This is a genomic window from Bacillus sp. LL01 (assembly GCF_001037965.1).
In genome coordinates, this window is sequence record NZ_LFEL01000003.1 from 386,763 (window position 1) to 406,471 (window position 19,709).

The 19,709-nt window shown below is 39.9% G+C and carries 20 protein-coding genes; 15 read left to right on the top strand and 5 right to left on the bottom strand.

Going from position 1 to position 19,709, the window contains the following annotated elements; all coding sequences use genetic code 11:
* Window positions 1–193 precede the first annotated feature (193 nt).
* Window positions 194–3,637 carry a pyruvate carboxylase gene (pyc, locus tag AB685_RS11455; protein WP_047970728.1) on the top strand — a complete coding sequence of 1,148 codons (3,444 nt, stop codon included), beginning with the start codon at window positions 194–196 and terminating at the stop codon, window positions 3,635–3,637.
* A 133-nt stretch (window positions 3,638–3,770) separates the two neighbouring features.
* Entirely contained in the window at window positions 3,771–5,198 is a 1,428-nt protein-coding gene (locus AB685_RS11460) for a deoxyribodipyrimidine photo-lyase (protein WP_047970729.1), read from the top strand.
* 52 nt (window positions 5,199–5,250) lie between these two features.
* Here AB685_RS11460 and AB685_RS11465 read toward each other — a convergent pair whose 3' ends face one another.
* Window positions 5,251–6,171, bottom strand: coding sequence for a heme A synthase (locus AB685_RS11465; RefSeq protein ID WP_047970730.1), 921 nt, complete (start codon window positions 6,169–6,171; stop codon window positions 5,251–5,253).
* A gap of 553 nt (window positions 6,172–6,724) precedes the next feature.
* Here AB685_RS11465 and cyoE point away from each other — a divergent pair.
* The 7 genes from cyoE to AB685_RS11500 all read left to right on the top strand — a co-directional run bounded on the left by cyoE (window position 6,725) and on the right by AB685_RS11500 (window position 13,464).
* Entirely contained in the window at window positions 6,725–7,603 is an 879-nt protein-coding gene (gene cyoE, locus AB685_RS11470; protein ID WP_047970963.1) for a heme o synthase, read from the top strand.
* Window positions 7,604–7,871: 268 nt separating this feature from the next.
* Window positions 7,872–8,933, top strand: a complete 1,062-nt coding sequence (coxB, locus tag AB685_RS11475) for a cytochrome c oxidase subunit II (protein ID WP_047970731.1) — start codon at window positions 7,872–7,874, stop codon at window positions 8,931–8,933.
* A gap of 22 nt (window positions 8,934–8,955) precedes the next feature.
* Window positions 8,956–10,830 (top strand): cytochrome c oxidase subunit I, encoded by a 1,875-nt coding sequence (ctaD, locus tag AB685_RS11480; protein WP_198530503.1) that lies wholly within the window; start codon window positions 8,956–8,958, stop codon window positions 10,828–10,830.
* Window positions 10,830–11,453: a cytochrome (ubi)quinol oxidase subunit III gene (locus AB685_RS11485; RefSeq protein ID WP_047970733.1), complete on the top strand. Its 624-nt coding sequence runs from the start codon at window positions 10,830–10,832 to the stop codon at window positions 11,451–11,453. Before ctaD ends, AB685_RS11485 begins: the two co-directional genes overlap by 1 nt.
* Before the next feature lie 6 nt (window positions 11,454–11,459).
* A complete protein-coding gene (ctaF, locus tag AB685_RS11490; RefSeq protein WP_047970734.1) occupies window positions 11,460–11,792 on the top strand; it encodes a cytochrome c oxidase subunit IVB in 333 nt (110 codons plus the stop codon).
* Window positions 11,793–12,005: 213 nt separating this feature from the next.
* The gene (ctaG, locus tag AB685_RS11495) at window positions 12,006–12,914 is read left to right on the top strand and encodes a cytochrome c oxidase assembly factor CtaG (protein ID WP_047970735.1); all 909 of its coding nucleotides are present in this window, start codon (window positions 12,006–12,008) and stop codon (window positions 12,912–12,914) included.
* An 82-nt stretch (window positions 12,915–12,996) separates the two neighbouring features.
* Window positions 12,997–13,464, top strand: coding sequence for a DUF420 domain-containing protein (locus AB685_RS11500; RefSeq protein ID WP_047970736.1), 468 nt, complete (start codon window positions 12,997–12,999; stop codon window positions 13,462–13,464).
* Between the two features lie 41 nt (window positions 13,465–13,505).
* Here the strand turns inward: AB685_RS11500 and ytvI are convergent, their stop codons facing one another.
* Complete coding sequence (ytvI, locus tag AB685_RS11505) at window positions 13,506–14,564, bottom strand: sporulation integral membrane protein YtvI (protein WP_047970737.1); 1,059 nt, start codon at window positions 14,562–14,564, stop codon at window positions 13,506–13,508.
* Between the two features lie 217 nt (window positions 14,565–14,781).
* On the opposite strand from ytvI, the gene AB685_RS11510 reads away from it, so the two are divergent.
* Window positions 14,782–15,123 carry an Asp23/Gls24 family envelope stress response protein gene (locus AB685_RS11510; protein WP_047970738.1) on the top strand — a complete coding sequence of 114 codons (342 nt, stop codon included), beginning with the start codon at window positions 14,782–14,784 and terminating at the stop codon, window positions 15,121–15,123.
* Between the two features lie 70 nt (window positions 15,124–15,193).
* On the opposite strand, the gene AB685_RS11515 is transcribed toward AB685_RS11510, so the two are convergent.
* Window positions 15,194–15,550 (bottom strand): YugN family protein, encoded by a 357-nt coding sequence (locus AB685_RS11515; RefSeq protein ID WP_047970739.1) that lies wholly within the window; start codon window positions 15,548–15,550, stop codon window positions 15,194–15,196.
* 239 nt (window positions 15,551–15,789) lie between these two features.
* Between AB685_RS11515 and AB685_RS11520 the strand changes: the two genes are divergently transcribed.
* Both AB685_RS11520 and AB685_RS11525 read left to right on the top strand, forming a co-directional pair.
* Window positions 15,790–16,203, top strand: coding sequence for a CBS domain-containing protein (locus AB685_RS11520; protein WP_047970740.1), 414 nt, complete (start codon window positions 15,790–15,792; stop codon window positions 16,201–16,203).
* Between the two features lie 195 nt (window positions 16,204–16,398).
* Window positions 16,399–17,460 carry a CAP domain-containing protein gene (locus tag AB685_RS11525; RefSeq protein WP_047970741.1) on the top strand — a complete coding sequence of 354 codons (1,062 nt, stop codon included), beginning with the start codon at window positions 16,399–16,401 and terminating at the stop codon, window positions 17,458–17,460.
* 47 nt (window positions 17,461–17,507) lie between these two features.
* Here the strand turns inward: AB685_RS11525 and AB685_RS29745 are convergent, their stop codons facing one another.
* Entirely contained in the window at window positions 17,508–17,867 is a 360-nt protein-coding gene (locus tag AB685_RS29745; protein WP_053073798.1) for a hypothetical protein, read from the bottom strand.
* A gap of 14 nt (window positions 17,868–17,881) precedes the next feature.
* Complete coding sequence (locus AB685_RS11535; protein WP_047970742.1) at window positions 17,882–18,367, bottom strand: PaaI family thioesterase; 486 nt, start codon at window positions 18,365–18,367, stop codon at window positions 17,882–17,884.
* A 139-nt stretch (window positions 18,368–18,506) separates the two neighbouring features.
* Here AB685_RS11535 and AB685_RS11540 point away from each other — a divergent pair, with 139 nt between their 5' ends.
* The 3 genes from AB685_RS11540 to AB685_RS11550 all read left to right on the top strand — a co-directional run bounded on the left by AB685_RS11540 (window position 18,507) and on the right by AB685_RS11550 (window position 19,707).
* On the top strand, window positions 18,507–18,908 hold the full coding sequence (locus tag AB685_RS11540) for a YlbD family protein (protein ID WP_047970743.1): 402 nt from the start codon (window positions 18,507–18,509) through the stop codon (window positions 18,906–18,908).
* Window positions 18,909–18,923: 15 nt separating this feature from the next.
* Entirely contained in the window at window positions 18,924–19,163 is a 240-nt protein-coding gene (locus tag AB685_RS11545) for a YlbE-like family protein (protein ID WP_047970744.1), read from the top strand.
* Between the two features lie 118 nt (window positions 19,164–19,281).
* The gene (locus AB685_RS11550; protein WP_053073799.1) at window positions 19,282–19,707 is read left to right on the top strand and encodes a hypothetical protein; all 426 of its coding nucleotides are present in this window, start codon (window positions 19,282–19,284) and stop codon (window positions 19,705–19,707) included.
* Window positions 19,708–19,709: the final 2 nt, after the last annotated feature.

Genomic DNA, 19,709 nt, shown 5'->3' on the forward strand with positions numbered 1-19,709 from the left:
ACGCTCAATCTGCTGAAAAAGCTGGTTGAGCGTTTTTCATAAAATTCTCCTTATTTCAGGGTTTCTACATAAAATTAGTCGGTATGAGAAGAAAAAGAGGAAAATTATCGAAACATAATGTATAATGGCAAATATAATTGATACAATATTCTAAACTTTTCCAAACGAGAAGTAGCTACTAGGGGGAGACAATATGACAAGAAAAATTAACAAAATCCTTGTTGCAAACCGCGGCGAGATTGCAATTCGTGTTTTTCGAGCTTGTACCGAGCTAAATATTCGCACAGTTGCTATTTACTCAAATGAAGATATCGGTTCGTTCCACCGCTATAAAGCGGATGAAGCCTACCTTGTAGGAGAAGGAAAGAAACCGATTGATGCTTATCTAGATATCGATGGCATCATTGAAATTGCAAAAGCAAATGACGTAGACGCCATCCATCCTGGTTATGGTTTCTTATCGGAAAATATTCATTTTGCCAGAAAGTGTGAAGAAGAAGGCATTGTTTTTATCGGACCGACTTCTAAACATCTTGATATGTTCGGGGATAAGGTGAAAGCAAGACACCAGGCTCAGCTCGCTAACATCCCTGTAATACCGGGTACAGATGGACCTGTCCACTCCTTGGATGAAGTGATGGATTTCGCTGCCACTTACAGTTATCCATTGATGATCAAGGCTGCTTTGGGTGGTGGTGGACGAGGAATGCGTATCGTTCGCAGTAAGTCCGAGTTGCGCGAGTCCTTTGACAGGGCAAAATCAGAAGCAAAAGCGGCTTTTGGAAATGATGATGTATATGTAGAAAAACTGATTGAAAATCCTAAGCATATTGAAGTCCAGATTCTCGGAGATCAGCATGGAGAAATCATTCACCTGTTTGAGCGTGATTGTTCCATTCAACGACGCCATCAAAAAGTGGTGGAAATCGCACCAAGTGTATCTATCTCTGAAGACCTGCGTCAACGTATTTGTAATTCTGCAGTAGAGTTGATGAGAAATGTTGATTACATCAATGCAGGAACAGTTGAATATCTTGTTGCTGGAGATGAATTCTTTTTCATTGAAGTAAATCCTCGTGTCCAGGTGGAACATACCATCACGGAAATGGTAACTGGGGTGGATATTGTACAATCCCAAATCATGATTGCAGAAGGACATGCTCTACATAGCAATAAACTTGGAATTCCAAAACAGGAAGACATCCGAGTTCATGGATTTGCCATACAGTCCCGTGTCACAACGGAAGACCCGTTGAATGGGTTCATGCCTGACACAGGGAAAATTATGGCTTACCGATCTGGTGGAGGATTCGGTGTTCGTCTTGATGCAGGTAATGGCTATCAAGGTGCTGTCATTACACCTTATTATGATTCCCTGCTAGTTAAGCTTTCCACATGGGCCCTGACATTTGAACAGGCGGCTTCCAAAATGGAACGTAATTTAAAGGAATTTCGTATCCGAGGTATTAAAACAAATATTCCGTTTCTGGAGAATGTAGTAAAGCATCCGAAATTCATGAATGGGCAATATGACACATCTTTCATTGATACGACACCAGAATTATTTATGTTCCCTAAACGGAAAGACCGCGGAACAAAAATGCTAACATATATCGGAAATGTTACCGTGAACGGTTTTCCTGGAGTTGAAAAAAGAAATAAACCGATTTTTACCAATCCAAGAATGCCGGATGATTCAGGAATCCTTGAAGTGCCAAGAGGGACAAAGCAGATATTAGACGAGCGTGGAGCGGAAGGATTGGCCAAGTGGGTTACAGAACAGAAAGAGGTTCTCCTCACAGATACCACTTTCCGTGACGCACATCAATCATTATTGGCAACTAGAGTCCGTACAAACGATATTAAGCAAATTGCTGAACCTACAGCCAAATTGCTGCCAAATCTCTTCTCGATGGAAATGTGGGGAGGGGCCACCTTTGATGTAGCTTACCGATTTTTGAGTGAAAACCCCTGGGACCGCTTGCTGACAGTTCGTGAAAAGGCACCAAATGTTCTTTTCCAGATGTTGCTCCGAGCATCCAACGCAGTAGGGTACAAGAACTATCCGGATAACCTGATCAAAGAATTTGTAGAAAAGTCGGCTTATGCAGGAATTGATGTTTTCCGAATCTTTGACAGCCTTAACTGGGTCAAAGGGATGACGCTTGCAATTGATGCAGTTCGCGATACCGGTAAGCTAGCTGAGGCGGCTATCTGCTATACTGGCGACATCAATGATCCAAGCAGAACAAAGTATGACTTGCAATACTACTCTGATATGGCAAAAGAGCTTGAAAGAAGTGGAGCACATATCCTGGCTATCAAAGATATGGCAGGTCTATTAAAACCACAATCGGCCTACCGTCTGATTTCAACATTAAAAGAAACGGTTGATATTCCGATCCATTTACACACTCATGATACAAGCGGAAACGGTATCTATATGTATGCGAAGGCCATTGAAGCGGGAGTGGATATTGTCGATGTTGCAATTAGCTCCATGGCAGGCCTGACATCGCAACCAAGTGCCAATTCCCTTTACTATGCTTTAGAGGAAACAGATCGTAAACCAGATGTTTCTGTTGATGCGTTGGAACAGCTTTCCCACTATTGGGAGGATGTCCGTAAATATTACAGTGACTTTGAAAGCGGGATGAACAGCCCTCACTCTGAGGTATATATGCATGAAATGCCTGGAGGTCAATATAGTAACCTTCAGCAACAAGCAAAAGCGGTTGGTCTTGGTGCACGTTGGGAAGAAGTTAAACAGATGTATCGTCGAGTGAATGACATGTTCGGTGATATCGTAAAGGTTACTCCTTCATCCAAAGTAGTAGGGGACATGGCGTTGTTTATGGTGCAGAATAACCTATCTGAACAAGATGTTCTCGAAAAAGGAGAATCCATCGATTTTCCGGATTCCGTAATCGAATTGTTTGAAGGATATTTAGGACAGCCACACGGTGGTTTCCCTACAGAACTTCAAAAAGTCATCCTAAAAGGCAAATCTCCAATTACGGTTCGCCCAGGCGAGTTGTTGGATGATGTGGACTTTGAAGAGATTCGCAATAAGCTATTTGAAACATTGAATCGTCAGGTGACAAGCCATGAAATGATTGCTTATGCTCTTTACCCGAAGGTGTTCTTGGATTTCCAGAAGAAAGACGAACTGTATGGAAACGTATCAGTCCTTGATACTCCAACCTTCTTCTTCGGTATGAGATTAGGTGAAGAGATTCAAGTGGAGATTGAACATGGGAAAACATTGATGGTGAAACTAGTTTCAATAGGTGAACCTCGAAAAGATGGCACTCGTGTTGTCTATTTTGAATTGAATGGACAGCCGCGTGAAGTGAATATCAAAGACGAAAGTGTCAAATCTGATGTTGTAACGAAACCGAAAATGGATGCTACCAACCCAACACATATCGGTGCAACAATGCCAGGAACAGTAATAAAGGTATTGGTGGAAAAAGGGGAGAAAGTATCCAAAGGTGACCATCTGATGATCACAGAAGCGATGAAAATGGAAACAACGGTTCAAGCGCCATTCAGTGGTACTGTTAAAGAGATTCATGCAGCTGCCGGTGAGGGCATAGCAACAGGAGACTTATTGATTGAAGTAGATAAAGTTTAAGGATTAAATAGATTTTCCAAAAACCCAATGGTGATTAATAATCGCCCTTGGGTTTTATTCTTTTAAACAAAACCCATCCAAACTTTCTTTCGAACAACATCACAACTAAAATAGTAGGTGAGGTGACTAACATATGACTTTATCTGTAATGTGGTTCCGAAGGGACTTTCGCCTACAGGACAACACTGCCTTATACAACGCAGTAATAGAAGCACAGCATAGAACAGAACCTTTATTGTTTATCTATCATTTAGATCTTAAATTCACAAAAATGGATACACCCAATCATCGTTTTTTCTTTGCTACGTTGCACCAGTTCATAAAGAGGTGTGAAGAAAGAGGAATCTTCGTCCATATAATGGAGGGGACCTGGAAAGGCGCCTTCACTCGACTATTAGAACGCTTTCCCGAGATGTCCTCCTTATATTTCAACAGGGACGAAGTAGGAGAAGGGCAGAAAAGAGATAAAGAAGTAGAGACCTTTCTAAAACATAGGAACATCAGAGTCTGTTCGTATGATGATTACAATATCCATCATGCAAATGACGTAAAAAAGGCGGACAATACGATATATAAAGTGTTCACCCCTTATTACAAGAAATGGTCAGCCCTGGGTAAAAGAGAGCCATTGATTATTTCAGAAGAGAGCATAGTAAATTGCATGACCAAAGATAAAGAGTTATACACCCAAGGTTTGAAAACTTTATCCGCAATAACGGAAAATAAGCCGGCCTCACAGCTTCCTTCTCAGGAAGAAGAAGCAGTCAACCTGCTCATCACCTTCTTAGAGAATAAAGTTGATCACTACGATCGCTTAAGAGATCTGCCGGCAGCCGAGGGAACATCTAGGTTATCAGTGCATTTAAGGACAGGTACCATATCCGCCAGAACTGTTTTCTATTATATCCAGGAGAAACAACTTACTTCTTACGGCACAGGAATGGATGCATTCGTAAAAGAGCTGGCGTGGCGTGACTTTTACAATATGATCCATCATCACTATCCGGAAAGTAAAATGAAAGAAATTGACCCTAAGTATCAACAACTTGATTGGATTAATGATGAGAGGTTATTGCGGAAATGGAAAGAAGGGAAGACGGGTTTTCCTATTGTTGATGCAGGAATGAGGCAATTAATGCAGGAAGGCTGGATGCATAACCGAATTAGGATGATTACAGCTTCTTTTTTGACCAAAGATTTGCTAATCGATTGGAGACAAGGAGAACATTATTTTGAGGAAATGCTGAATGATTACGATGAGTCATCCAACATAGGGGGCTGGCAATGGGCTGCATCAGTAGGAACTGATGCGGTTCCTTACTTTCGGATTTTTAATCCTATTAATCAATCTAGCAGGTTTGACCATGGAGGCGAGTATATAAAAAAATACGTAACAGAGTTGAGCCGTGTTCCGGAAAAATATATTCACGAGCCTTGGAAAATGAATGTATCAGATCAAGAGAAAGCAAAGTGCATCATCGGCAAGGATTACCCTGAACCTATCGTAGATCACGCTATGCAAAGGAAAAGGGCAATTGAGATGTTCCGAGACTTAAAATAAGACATATAAAAACGAGTAGGCGCAATAGCGTCCACTCGTTTTTTACATGGATTTAGTAGTTCCTTTTTCCCCGATTGATTTTGTTCCGTGTCACAAGCATCAGAAAGTAACTAAGAACCCCGAATAAACAGGAGATAATTAAAGCATGAAGCAAAGCAACAAAAATATTTAATTCAGTAACAACAATTAAAGCGCCGGTTGTTGCCTGTAATAATACAAGTATGGAAGAAACAATCCAACCGATATAGATAACAGGTTGGTGTTTGTATTTCTTTATTGCGAGAATTGTTACATAAACGATCCACACGACAATAAGTCCTGCAGCAGCTCGATGTCCCATTTGAATCCATTCATGCATTTGAGTTGGAACTCCCAGTCCATTTCGTGTACAGCTTGGCCAACTTGGGCATGCTAAGCTTGCACCAACATGTCTTACTAAAGCACCACTATAAACGACCATATAACAGTAGACGATAATCCCGATGATATGGAAGGACATTCGGCGATCTACTATCAGTATTTCTGCATCAAACTTCTTATCCACTTCAAAAATCAGCAAAGTAAGAAGAAAAACTGAAGCAAAAGATACTAGAGATATTCCGAAATGGAGCGCAAGTACTGCAGAGGATTGTCCCCACATTACGGCTGCAGCTCCAATGAGTGCCTGTAAGATTAAAACTAGAAATGATAACAGTGCCAAAAATTTTGTTTCTCTTTTATGCCCAATGGCTCTCCAGGCCCAAATCGCTAGAGTCAACACCATAATTGCAGCTACACCGGAGACTATTCGATGACTTAACTCAACTATAAGAGCAAAGTCAATATTGCTAGGAATAAGCTCGCCGTGACATAGAGGCCAAGATTTTCCGCACCCCATACCTGAACCTGTCTTTGTAACAAGTGCTCCCCCGATTAGAACAAATAGCATGACAATAGACGTGCAAACGGCGAACCATTTCAATAATTTGTACATTCGATTCACCTTCTTAGAAAGAATTTGTATCTCCCTTATATAAAAAAAGAAGCAGAAATGGTAAAATAATAAACGTCCTCCCAATACTACACAATCCTACTTTAATTGACAATATTTTCGTACAGTTTATAACGACTAAATTATTATCGTGAAAAAGGTTGAATAATGGGATGGAGTTTGCTAGAAATATATAAGGAAGTGTAGAAAGTGCTCATTCATGTATGTGAACAGATTCGACAAATCCTATTATATACCGTTTTATAAAGCACAGGGAGTATTCTCTATAGGTGACACAAATTAGTCATATTTTCTTCAAATATAATTCACAATGTATTTGGTAAATATGATTTAATATACAGAGAGAATGTTATACAGCATCCCTTGTTTAATACATGCAAAGACTGCTAAAAATTGCGATGGTGAAAACGCATTCACATCGTCACAATTTGATGGGCGGGCTTTTGCATTAAGGTTCAAAGGAGGAATATAAATGGCAAATTTGAGGACTTTGGACCAAGCGCCTGCTTCATTATCAGATGAACGTCCTCAAGGTATGGAAGTTGCTCCTTCTAAATGGAAAGACTTCTTAGCGCTAATAAAAATTGGGATCGTGAATTCCAATTTCATCACTACGTTTACCGGCCTCTGGTTAGCTATATATTTTACCCAGACAGATGGTTTTATCGCTAACTTGGGTATCGTACTTCTTACAATGATAGGATCTTCTCTTGTTGTAGCAGGTTCCTGTAGTTTAAATAACTATATAGATCGTGATATCGATCATCTTATGTCGAGAACCAAAAACCGGCCAACTGTAACCGGTAGAATGGATCCGAAAGGTGCCCTTTACCTTGGGCTGTTTCTAACAGTTGTCGGAACTGTAATACTGGCATTTACTACAATTACTGCAGCAGTAATCGGACTTATTGGGGCTTTCACCTATGTGGTTTTATATACAATGTGGTCAAAAAGGAAAAACACACTTAATACTGTGATTGGAAGTGTATCTGGAGCGGTTCCGCCTCTAATTGGTTGGGCAGCAGTAGATCCGGGTCTTTCATTGATTGCATGGATTTTGTTTTTCATCATGTTTGTATGGCAGATACCACATTTCCTTGCCATCGCCATCAGAAGGTGTGAAGAGTACCGGAATGCAGGCATTCCGATGCTACCTGTAGTACATGGATTTGACATTACGAGAAGACAGATGCTTGTGTGGGTTGCCTGTTTGTTGCCTCTTCCGTTCTGGCTATTTGACCTAGGAGCGGGATTAATCGTATTAGCAACCTTGTTGAATATAGGCTGGCTAGCATTAAGCATTGCAGGATTCCGGATGAAAGATGGGATGAGATGGGCAACTTTGATGTTTGTCTACTCTTTGAACTATCTGACTATTTTATTTGTATCCATGATTATTGTGACAATCTTTTAATCAAAAGCTGGCAGCTATTGCTTACAAAGGGTAGCTGTCTGTTTTCACGCGATTACCTCAAAATATAAGGGTGAAAAGGCACAAGCTGTGGTATAGTAAACAATGAGTGCGAAATTTGTCTTTTTGAGGTGAAAGTGTATGGCTGATCCCGTGAAAAGATCCGGTCGGCTACTAACTTCGTGATTAGATTCTTTCTCTAAGATTTGAAGGAATTTATCAATACATTCTACTTCACTCACTAAATATGAAAGAGGGGTTTGATTAGGCTATGAAGAAATGGCTACCTAATTGGCGTATAGTATCACTTTTCAGTGTAATGGCGCTATTCTTAGCAGGCTGTGGTGAACCATTCTTATCTACACTTCAGCCAGTTGGTGAAGTGGCAGATATGCAAAAATCACTGATTTTGTTAAGCTCAGCAATTATGATTCTTGTAGTAGTTGTGGTTTCTATTATCTTCGTTTACGTTGTGGTAAAATTCCGTCAGCGAAAAGGCGATAAAGAAATTATTCCAAAGCAAGTGGAAGGAAGCCACAAGCTTGAAATTACCTGGACTGTTATTCCGATTTTATTACTTTTAATCCTAGCAGTTCCAACTGTATCGTACACTTTCCACCTTGCTGATGTAAGCAAAATGGACGAGGAAGATTCTGATGCACTTGTAGTAAACGTTACTGCACATCTCTACTGGTGGGAGTTTGAATACCCAGAGTATGGCGTAGTGACAAGTCAAGATTTATATGTTCCTACTGATGAGAATATTTACTTCAACTTGGAAGCAAGTCAGGTAAAACACTCATTTTGGATTCCTTCTGCGGGAGGAAAAATGGATACAAACACGGACAACATCAACCGTTTCTGGTTAAACTTTGATTCAGAGCGTGTTGGTCAAGCTGAAAACCTATTTCATGGTAAATGTGCCGAGTTATGCGGACCTTCCCATGCATTGATGGACTTCAAAGTAAAAACGATGCCTCGTGAAGAATTTGATCTGTGGCTTGAAGACATGCAAGGTAAAGAGCATGCTGCTGATACAGATTTGGCACAGGCTGGTGAAGAAATCTTCGCTGAAAGCTGTATTACCTGTCACGCAATCGGAGCAGATTCGCAAGCTGATGCCAATGTTGGGCCTAACTTAACAAACTTCGGGGATAGAACGAAGATTGCAGGTATTTTAGATCATACCCCTGAAGAATTGGAAAGATGGATTAAAAATCCTGAAGAAATCAAGCCTGGTAACCTGATGACAGGGAAATACGGGGACTTGAATCAGGAAGAAGTCGACGCTCTAGTTGAATACTTAATGTCATTAAAAGTGGACGAAGAATAGATTTTTAAGAAAGGGAGGTTACATTGTGAGTACGTTAGCACAGAAAAAAGGCTTTGGCGCAACAGTTTGGGACTACCTGACAACGGTTGACCATAAGAAAATCGCCATCCTTTACCTTATTGCCGGCGGATTCTTCTTTATCGTTGGCGGCCTGGAAGCGATGTTCATTCGTATCCAGTTGGCTGTACCTAATAACGATTTTTTAGCTGCAGGCCTTTATAATGAAATACTTACTATGCACGGAACAACAATGATTTTCCTGGCAGCGATGCCATTATTGTTTGCGTTTATGAACGCAGCTGTTCCTTTACAAATCGGAGCTCGTGATGTTGCGTTTCCATTTATCAACGCCTTAGGTTTCTGGTTATTCTTCTTTGGAGGAGTTTTCCTTAACCTTAGTTGGTTCTTAGGTGGAGCACCTGATGCAGGTTGGACATCATATGCCTCTCTGTCCTTGGCATCTGAGGGCCATGGTATAGACTTTTATGCTCTGGGTCTCCAGATTTCGGGAATTGGTACTTTAATTGGTGGTATCAACTTCCTTGTAACAATTATTAACATGCGTGCACCTGGTATGACATATATGCGTATGCCATTATTCACTTGGTCCACGTTTGTAGCATCTGCACTAATTTTATTCGCTTTCCCTCCATTGACTGTAGGGTTGGCACTATTAATGTTTGACCGTCTATTCGGTACAGCATTCTTTGATCCAAACTTAGGTGGTAACACAGTAATCTGGGAACATCTATTCTGGATCTTCGGACATCCTGAGGTGTACATATTGATTTTACCTGCATTCGGTATATTCTCTGATGTATTCTCAACATTCTCCAAGAAACGTCTGTTCGGATATTCTTCTATGGTATTCGCAACAGTATTGATCGGTTTCTTAGGGTTCATGGTATGGGCTCACCACATGTTCACAACAGGTCTTGGACCGATTGCGAACGCTATCTTTGCTGTTGCAACAATGGCAATTGCCGTACCGACCGGTATCAAAATCTTCAACTGGATGTTCACAATGTGGGGCGGACAGTTGCAAATCAACACAGCAATGCTTTGGTCAGTAGCATTCATCCCTACTTTCGTACTTGGTGGGGTTACAGGGGTAATGTTAGCCTCAGCAGCTGCTGACTATCAGTACCATGATTCCTACTTTGTAGTAGCCCACTTCCACTATGTAATCGTTGGTGGGGTAGTGTTTGGTCTATTTGCAGGACTTCACTACTGGTGGCCGAAAATTTTCGGTAAGATTTTAGATGAGAAGCTAGGAAAGATCACGTTTTGGTTGTTTTTCTTCGGGTTCCATTTAACATTCTTCATCCAGCATTTCCTTGGACTTATGGGTATGCCACGTCGTGTATTCACGTTCGGTAAAGATTTAGGATGGGATCTTGCTAACCTGATTAGTTCCATCGGTGCTATTTTCATGGCAATCGCAACAGTTGTCTTATTTATCAATATCGTGAAGACTGCATTAAGCAAGCAGACTGTAGCTGGCGATGCTTGGGGTTATGGCCGTACGTTAGAATGGTCCATTCCTTCACCACCACCTGAGCACAACTTTACTCAGACTCCTCTTGTTCGTGGACTTGATCCATTATGGGTGGAGAAGATGGAAGGCAAAAAAGGTATGACACCAGCAGAACCAATCGGTGATATCCACATGCCGAACGGTTCCATTCTTCCATTTATCATCTCATTAGGGTTGTTCATAGCAGCGTTTGGAGTTATGTTTAAAAATGAATTTGCTTGGGGCATCCCAGTGATGATTCTTGGTTTATTAGTAACATTTGGTGCCATGTTCTTCCGTTCTATTCTTGATGATCATGGATATCATATTCATAAAGAAGATCTTCTTGGTGAAGATGATGACAAGGGGGCGAAGCTATAATGCATACAGAAGAAAAATTTACAGCAGAAACTTTCCCAGCTTCGCCTGAAAAGGCGACCCTTGAAGGCAAAAACAAGTTTTTAGGTTTCTGGCTGTTTCTAGGTGGAGAGACTGTTCTATTTGCTTCATTGTTTGCAACATATTTAGCTCTTAGCGGACCTGATTCCATTGTATCTGGACCAGACCAAAAAGAATTATTTGAATTAGGGCTTGTATTCGCGGCAACGATGATTCTTTTGACAAGTTCTTTAACAAGTGTGTACGCAATGTACCATATGAAAAACTTCAACTTCAAAAAGATGCAATTATGGATGGGAATTACATGGCTTCTGGGATTATCTTTCTTGATCTTGGAGATTTATGAGTTCGTTCATTATATCCATTTAGGCCATACGATTACTAGTAGTGCATTTGGTTCTGCATTCTATGTATTAGTTGGTACTCACGGTGCCCACGTATTTTTCGGATTACTATGGATCGGTACTCTGTTGATCCGTAACATGAGACGTGGATTGGATCTGTACAATGCTCCTAAGTTCTATGTGGCATCACTATACTGGCACTTTATCGACGTTGTATGGTTATTCATCTTTACTGTAGTATATTTAATGGGATTGGTGTGATGACTGATGGCAAATACTCAATCAAATACAGGTAACCCAAAAGTAGACTTAGAATACCGTCGTAAAAAGAATAAGGAAGAGATGAAATATCAAGTTGTTTCCTTTGCTTTGATGATCTTCCTTACACTACTTGCTTTCTTGGCGGTTGGTGCAGAAATGTCCAAGTACTTTATCGTACCGTTCATTATCTTGCTTGCAATTGTACAATGTATCTTCCAACTTTACTATTTCATGCATATGAACCATAAAGGGCATGAAACACCAGCTTTGTTCCTATACTCTGGTTTAGCAGTTGGACTGATTACAATTTTAGCATTCACGACTATCATCTGGTGGTAAGAACAAATAGTAAAGGCAGCCTCTTGAGAGGCTGCCTTTTTGCTATTTACATGAAGGCTAGACTTCCTAACCTTGTCTAAATAATGACACTTACTATTTTTAACACTATCCTTTTTCATACCACATTGAAGGGACTTGTCCTTGTATAGTATAATATTCGTATGTAGACTGGAAGTGAAATCTTGCTTTCATAATAATTGAGGTGACAGCATAATGATTGGCAACTTGGATATGTTTGGATTTCAAGCGTTATGGAGTCCTTATTTATTGGTAACTACCATACTTATAACATTTGTTTATTTTTATATCACAGGAAAAGGTCGACACCGGTTTAACGATTCTGAAGAAATATCGAATAAACAACGGGCGTTTTTCCTCAGCAGTATGATATTGTTTTATCTTGTCAAAGGATCACCGGTGGATCTGTTAAGCCACTTGATGCTTAGCGCACATATGACGCAAATGGCCATTCTCTATCTGGTCATCCCGCCTATCTTGCTAATGGGAATGCCGGCATGGGTATTAAGAAAAGCCATAAATCTTCCGGTTGTTAAACCGGTGTTCAGATTTATCTCGAAGCCGCTAATTGCATTGTTGGTGTTCAATGTGCTTTTCTCTCTTTATCATATCCCGGTTGTATTTGATACGATAAAAGTGGACATGGTCTATCACACAGCATACATGTCCGTTATGTTCGTTGGAGCTTTTATCATGTGGTGGCCATTAGTTAATCCACTACCAGAGGAACAACGTTTGTCCGGAATTAAGAAGATTGGTTATATCATGGCCGATGGCATGTTGCTTACACCTGCGTGTGCACTTATCATTTTCGCCGATCAGCCTTTATATGCCACATATTCAGAGATGACAGCTTGGCTTGCTGCGCTTGAATTATGTGTACCGGCAGGAACCTTGGCAGGACTTGATCTTGGAGGTCCTGAATTATTTAATGCATTGCCACTGGTAGAAGACCAGCAGCTCGGCGGTGTCATAATGAAGATTATACAGGAAATCATGTATGGAAGTATCCTTGCCTACGTATTCTTTGGCTGGGCCAAACGAGAGCGTGAAAAAGATGAAATCGATTTGAACAAGGCAATGCAGCCTAAGGTAGTAGAGTAAGTGGAAGAACAGCAACAGGATTTCGTTGCTGTTTTTCTAGGTGCAGATGAATGAGAGATACAATTGACGAGAGGAGAAAGAAATGGATTATTCAATTCCGATTATGCCAACGGTCAGTACCTTTTTTATCGTATTGAGCGCGATTTTTGTTGCGATAGGCTGGTACCTGATATTAAAGCGAAAGATTGAAGCACATAAAAAAGTGATGTTCTTAGCGGCAATCTTTGCAATTATCTTCTTTATCATTTACGCTTCAAGAACCATTTTTGTTGGGAACACCAGTTTTGGTGGGCCAGATGATATTAAAGTGTACTACACCATTTTTCTTCTATTCCATATAACGCTCGCGACAGTAGGGGCTGTTATGGGGATCATAACCTTATGGACAGGTTATAAGAATAGACTTGACAAACACAGAAAGCTTGGTCCAATTACAAGTATTATTTGGTTTACTACAGCCATAACAGGCGTTGCCGTATATCTGCTTTTATACGTCATCTATCATGGCGGGGAAACCACATCCGTTTTCAAAGCCATCCTGGGGCTATAAAAAAGGTGTTTGGACATTAGTCCAAACACCTTTTTTTGACATTAAATTTTAAAGTTCAATTTGATAATTCCTGCTTCTCGGGCCGAGTTGAATGCAATCAACACGAGAGGGCCGACTATGAAACCTAAGATACCGAGCAGTTTTAAACCTAAATACATAGCAATCAGCGTCGCTAGCGGGGAAAGACCTATATGTCTCCCCATGACTTTTGGTTCGACCGTTCTTCTAATTATCAGTAGTATAACAGCTAATACAGCCAATTGTGTACCGAGACCGATATCACCTGTAATAAGGTGGAACAATGCCCATGGTCCCAAAATGACGATAGAGCCGATAATCGGGATGAAATCAATGACCCAGATAATGAAGGCCATGATTAATGCTACCTCTGGTGCAATAAATAATAGTCCTACTAATGAAATAAAAAATATGATGATGCTGACTAAAAACTGTGCTTTAAAAAATCCGAAAATTACATAAGATAATCTTGAACTCATAAACTTCACCTTGTCTGCCGTTTCCTCTTTAAGGTGTGAATAGATGCCAGCTTTCAAGCGAGGCAAATCAATAAGAAATAGGAACAAAGCTATCAGGTAGACAATAAAGCTCACCAGATAATTCGGTATGTTGGTGAAAATACTTTTTACATTCTGAATATTGAAAAGGTCTGTTAAATATATTCTCAAATCATAAAGTAATTTGTCTACTTGCAGGCTTATTTCACTGACAAATTCAGGTGGAAGATCTTCCGAAGCATTATTCATATCGGATTGTAAATCCCGCCATACCCGATTTACTTCATTTATGTAGGATGGTGCATTTTCTACCAGGTTAATTGCTTCCGTAATCACTTTTGTTGTCAAGAAGTAGCCCATAATTCCAATGCTCGTTACAAACATCAAAAATACGATGAAAACAGAAAGGTTTCTTTTCAATTTGGCACGTTCTTGAATCAGCCTCACAAGAGGTTCAAGAAATAAAGCTGTGATTAAAGCAATAATGATGGGAATGGAAACAGGTAATATGAAAAATGCAATTACGGCTATTACCGCAATAATAATTAGAATAAAGAGTGTTCGAATACTAAACAGCGTTGACAATGGATGTCTCCTTTCTAAAATCATACTCCTCTTTTAATTATAGTATGGTTTTTATTGAAATAACAGTATGTAAGAAAATAAATATGTGACTAGAAAAGAAATATGATCTTTATTGCAAAAGTTAGGGGATTGAGGTAAACATAATGCATACAAGCACAATACTCCGTGTCTGTTCATAAAATAACAAAACCCCCAAAAAGTAAAGGAGGTCATTCTTGTGTTGGAGCTGAAGAAAGGACATGAAGAGATGAGTAATATGTTGCTCCAAACGGTTATTTCTATCTGTGTAAATGATATTGATGGAATAAAAACGCTTCCTCCAAGACTGTTGGGGAAATTTTATTCCATGCTTAGCAGGGATCAGTTGAATAGTGCGGTTATTCATCATGATATTGAAGATAACATTATCATTGATATTTTTATTGCTGTGAAATATAACCAATGCATTCCCAAGAAAATTAAAGAACTCCAGCAGTTGATAAAAGAAGAAATTGAAGTTATTACAGGATTCAAAGTGCAAGCTGTGAATGTGTATGTAGATGGGTTATGGTTGGAATAAAATTTGATATGTAAATGAAAAAGGTGACGTCCGGTTTCTACACCAGCAAATCACCTTCTCCAAATGTAAATTATTTAATGGCATCCATGCGCTCTTTCGCTTGTTTCAACAATGATTTGGAAGTGGATACTACATTCGATGGGAATGTTTCGCCTTCTCCATATTCGATACCATGTGGGTAGTAATGTTTGCCTAATAGCGGAGTAAGCAAGTTGATCATTGCATGAGATCCACCGACATCACCTTCTACTGCGAATCCTTGTAAACGAAGGTAGAATATACCTTCCTTTGTTTCGAATTTGCGGTCGAATGTTACTCGTTCGTAATCCCACTGACCCGCAAGATCAAAACCTAAATCCTCCATAATATCCGTTAAACGGGATAGTTCCACTTTTTCATTTTCAAAGCCTGTATTTTCGATTTTCATGTATGTACACTCCTTTTTCTATCTCTTTCACTCGAAATAAAGTATGCTCCCTGTTAATAATAGTACGAAAGCGGACAACTTTCAATAAGGAATAGAGTAACTAATCTTCTCAAGGAAAGTTTTTTGAAAAAAGTCATGATTTTGTAGAAAATGGTGAACCTAAGGGTGAGAGAAGGGAATACTCTTATCCTCCTCTAATTAATGGGCGACTATGTATGAAATTAAATGGAGGTCAAAATATGCAAACTGTACGCGAAGTCATGACAACGAATGTAGATTTCTGCACACCGCTTGATAATGTTTTCGAAGTGGCAACAAAAATGAAAGACCTTGATGTAGGAGCAATTCCCATTGTTGAAAACGGTGAATTGCTTGGAATGATAACAGATAGAGACCTTGTGGTAAGGGGGATTGCAGAAAAGCATCCAGGATCAAATCCTGTCACCAATGTGATGAGTGATCATTTGATTACCATAGAACCTGAAGCTTCTATAGAAGAAGCGGCCCATGTGATGGCAGAGCATCAAATCAGAAGATTGCCGGTGGTCGAGAATGGGTCTCTTATCGGGATAATTTCTTTAGGGGATTTGGCAATTCGCGATTACTCTGATGATCAGGCAGGAGAAGCGCTTAGTGAAATATCAGAAGAATAGCATACAATGAGGGGCTGGATTCAAAATGGATCCAGTCTTTTTATTTGGCTGTCTTCGCAAAATTTGTTGCTTAAGTATTCATTTTTATCAATTAGGGTATATATAGGATAACTCTACCAGTGTCTAGTAAAACTCATAAATGGAATGAAAGTGATACTATTAAATATAATGATAGAAAAGGGAGGGAAAAGGTGGATGAGGGGTTTATTCTTCTTGCTATTCATTGCATTTTGTTTATATCTATTTGTAAATGTAGAACCTCATGAATTGGAAAGCTTCATAAACGAACAACCGTTAAGCGGTCAGGTTACTCCTGAGAAAAGACAATCTGAAGAAAAAGCGTTTGTGCAATCAGAAATTCAAATGAATGACAATATAGATGGTTTAGCGTCCTTTATGGGGAAAGAAGCTGAAGAACTGTTGGACACTTTGGGTGATCCTGCCAGAAAAGATCTATCCTCGTACGACTACGAATGGTGGGTATATAATCAGGATCCTGCAAACTACATGCAATTTGGTGTAAGTGAGGGCAAAGTAGTGACCGTCTTTGGAACAGGGAGTAAGAGCAGAAATGAATTATTTGAAATAGGACAATCCTATGAGTCTTTGAATGAAAAATATAGCTTTCTCGATAGCATAACAGTGGATCATAAGGAAGGATCCTATCAATTTCAATTAAAGCCTGAAGAAATGAAGACTCGTCCCTTGATCAAGGTGGATGATATATATATACAATTATATTTCGATGATTTTGAACAGCATCTATCGAGTGTTCGTTATATGAATGATGAGACTTTGATAAAACAGCGTCCGTACGAGCTTGTATATAGAGGTCCATTGCTCGATGCCAAAGACCTGACAGATGAGGAGTGGGCGAAAGTGGAGGAGGGCAATGCAAAGCAAATCATTGATTTTACGAATATTATAAGAAAGCGATTTGATATCGAAACGGTTGAATGGGATGGAGATACAGCAGAGGTTGCATACTTACATAGTAAAGACATGAGGGAGGGAAATTATTTTTCTCATGTTTCTCCTACAAGAGGAAGTCTTACAGACAGACTGATGGAAGGGAATGTTCCATTTCGACTTGCCGGGGAGAACATTGCTGCAAAATATGTGGACGGGGTTGCGGCTGTTGAAGGTTGGCTGAATAGTGAAGGTCACAGGAACACGTTGCTCAATTCAAGATTTACACACTTGGGTGTTGGAGTGAATGAGAAGTATTATACACAGAACTTTATAGAATCCTGGTAGGGCGGACACAAATGACACGTAGAAAAAGACAGCCAACTCTGGCTGTCTTAGTTTTTTATTGAGATAATCTCTCCTGCATGGAACAGCTCATTCTCCCACCTGCCATTTAACCGTATCTCATCACCCTGAGTAAGGGAAGGAGGGAAACTTGAATCTGTATATTGTTGCTTGTAGAATGCTGTGATAATTCTGTCATGACTCTGTATCCGCATGGTTGTATCTAGCGTAAATAATTGATGATAGAAGCGTTTCTTTTCAGTACGCAGATTCATCACTTTCCCTTCCACCCTTGATTCAAGGGGGATATTGTGAAGATTCTTCCAACGTTCCTTCTGTTTGGCTGCTTCTTTTCGTGTTATCCAATAAAAATACAAGATCAGAACAGGAATGACAATAGCAGTAACCATAATTCCCTTCCTTTCTAGCTTCTTTTCGGTATGACAAAAAAGCTTCCGGTAGCATGTGCGATAAGAGTACCATCACTTCGATAGACTTTCCCTTCCATTACAAGCAGTTTGGACCCTTTATGTATCACGGAGGCCACACAAGTAAAATGATCACCGACACCTTTTGCTACATAATTCACTTTCATTTCGGTTGTTACAGCGGCCTTATCTTCCGGAATCAACTTGAATGCAAGTGTCCCCATTGCCGAATCAAGCAAAGTTGCGGTTAAACCTCCATGTAATATATCCAATGAATTTTGAAGCAAAGGTGTGTTAGGAATATCCATCGTTAATGTATCAGGTTCCTGAAACTCGCTCTTAATTTCCATAAGTGCCCCGATATGAGTACCGTTTTCTCCAAGTCTTTTCCTTTCCAGACTCCGTAGGTATAGGGTAGCCGCCTCACGTTCCTCTTCGGTTGCATCTGTTAAAAAATTTTCCCATTGCTGACTGATTTCCATTCACTTGTCCTTCTTTCTTTTCAAAAAGTCTACCACCATCTTATCAATGGAAAGCGTGGAAGAAAAGAAAAATAGGCGAACGCTTTTTCTTTTTTGCAATAAAATAAACTAGGCATATATGTAGAAAAGAGGTGAGAGAATGGCAACTAAAGAAAAGCACCCAAGTATTGAAAAGTTCAAGGACTTTGTAAAAAGGCACCCTAAGCTGACAGAGGAAGTTAGAAACAAGAAAAAAACGTGGCAGGAATTGTTCGAGGAATGGTATTTGCTAGGGGAAGAGGATGAGAGTTGGAAGAACTACCGTGAAGATGGTGCGAATCAAGATGATAGTGCCGGTAAAGGGGCGAAATCTGATGTTATTCCTCAATTGCTGCAATCTTTGAAGAAGATGGATATGAACCAGATGCAATACCATTTGACAAATGTCAATTCTGCTATCGGCAATATTCAGCAGCTGATCCAACAGTTCATCCCGAATACTACGAAAGGAAGTTCTCCTTCACAAGGTTTAAAAAATCCGTTTTCGTTTCGAAAAGACTAGGAATGGATGAGATAAATGCGAAAAGACATCTACGAATACATTCAAAAAAAGAAGTCGTTAAAAAGCTATTTGAGGGAACAGCCTATCTGGTATCGCACATTGACAAGGAATCCAGAGAAGTTGAATGACTTTGAATTATCATCCATGCATTATTATAAACAGACAATCCCTCATAAGGTGGAGAAGTTTCAAAACTCCGTTCAAATGGCTTCCATGATGGTTCATATGTTTCAGACAATGAAAAACATGGATTAATTATAATGACCACGCTCCCATACATTTTGGGGGCGTTTAATTTTGAAATCAATTCGAATAGAATGGTACTTCCTTTCCCAAACTAAAGCTAATCAAGTAAACGAAAGGAGAGTAAGCTGTGAAAAAATCTGCTATCGTACTTATCTGTCTTTTCACCATGTTGCTGGGAGGATGCAAGGAGGAACAGCAAAAACCTGAGAGTCAAGTGAGGGCTTCGGGTGAAGTGGTGGAGGTCCTTTCACAATATACGGCATCCAAGCAAAAGGGGCTGGCCATGGCTGTTCATCATCGTGTTAAAGATACCAACATCTATATGGAGTGTATCGTCACTCCTGATTTCAACTTCCAGGCTAATACGACCAGGAAAAAATATGGTGAGGGACAGATAGGAGTCTACCTTGATGGTAAGCGATGGGACATTTTTACAAGTGGGGCTTTTATATTAAAGGGGATTCCAAAGGGCGAGCATGAAATCAAGATCAAGTTGCTCCATAATGACAAGTCAGAGTATGGTCTTGAGAAAACCTTCCATGTAGAAATCTAATA

Bases quoted from the DNA above. Each gene is read 5' to 3' on its own strand.
- ctaG (WP_047970735.1), top strand. From the start codon at position 12,006: ATGATTGGCAACTTGGATATGTTTGGATTTCAAGCGTTATGGAGTCCT.
- AB685_RS29745 (WP_053073798.1), bottom strand. From the start codon at position 17,867: ATGGTTACTGCTATTGTCATTCCTGTTCTGATCTTGTATTTTTATTGG.
- cyoE (WP_047970963.1), top strand. From the start codon at position 6,725: ATGGAAGTTGCTCCTTCTAAATGGAAAGACTTCTTAGCGCTAATAAAA.
- AB685_RS11500 (WP_047970736.1), top strand. From the start codon at position 12,997: ATGGATTATTCAATTCCGATTATGCCAACGGTCAGTACCTTTTTTATC.
- AB685_RS11485 (WP_047970733.1), top strand. From the start codon at position 10,830: ATGCATACAGAAGAAAAATTTACAGCAGAAACTTTCCCAGCTTCGCCT.
- AB685_RS11540 (WP_047970743.1), top strand. From the start codon at position 18,507: ATGGCAACTAAAGAAAAGCACCCAAGTATTGAAAAGTTCAAGGACTTT.
- AB685_RS11520 (WP_047970740.1), top strand. From the start codon at position 15,790: ATGCAAACTGTACGCGAAGTCATGACAACGAATGTAGATTTCTGCACA.
- AB685_RS11525 (WP_047970741.1), top strand. From the start codon at position 16,399: ATGAGGGGTTTATTCTTCTTGCTATTCATTGCATTTTGTTTATATCTA.
- AB685_RS11535 (WP_047970742.1), bottom strand. From the start codon at position 18,367: ATGGAAATCAGTCAGCAATGGGAAAATTTTTTAACAGATGCAACCGAA.
- coxB (WP_047970731.1), top strand. From the start codon at position 7,872: ATGAAGAAATGGCTACCTAATTGGCGTATAGTATCACTTTTCAGTGTA.
- pyc (WP_047970728.1), top strand. From the start codon at position 194: ATGACAAGAAAAATTAACAAAATCCTTGTTGCAAACCGCGGCGAGATT.
- AB685_RS11460 (WP_047970729.1), top strand. From the start codon at position 3,771: ATGACTTTATCTGTAATGTGGTTCCGAAGGGACTTTCGCCTACAGGAC.
- AB685_RS11465 (WP_047970730.1), bottom strand. From the start codon at position 6,171: ATGTACAAATTATTGAAATGGTTCGCCGTTTGCACGTCTATTGTCATG.
- ctaF (WP_047970734.1), top strand. From the start codon at position 11,460: ATGGCAAATACTCAATCAAATACAGGTAACCCAAAAGTAGACTTAGAA.
- AB685_RS11545 (WP_047970744.1), top strand. From the start codon at position 18,924: ATGCGAAAAGACATCTACGAATACATTCAAAAAAAGAAGTCGTTAAAA.
- AB685_RS11515 (WP_047970739.1), bottom strand. From the start codon at position 15,550: ATGAAAATCGAAAATACAGGCTTTGAAAATGAAAAAGTGGAACTATCC.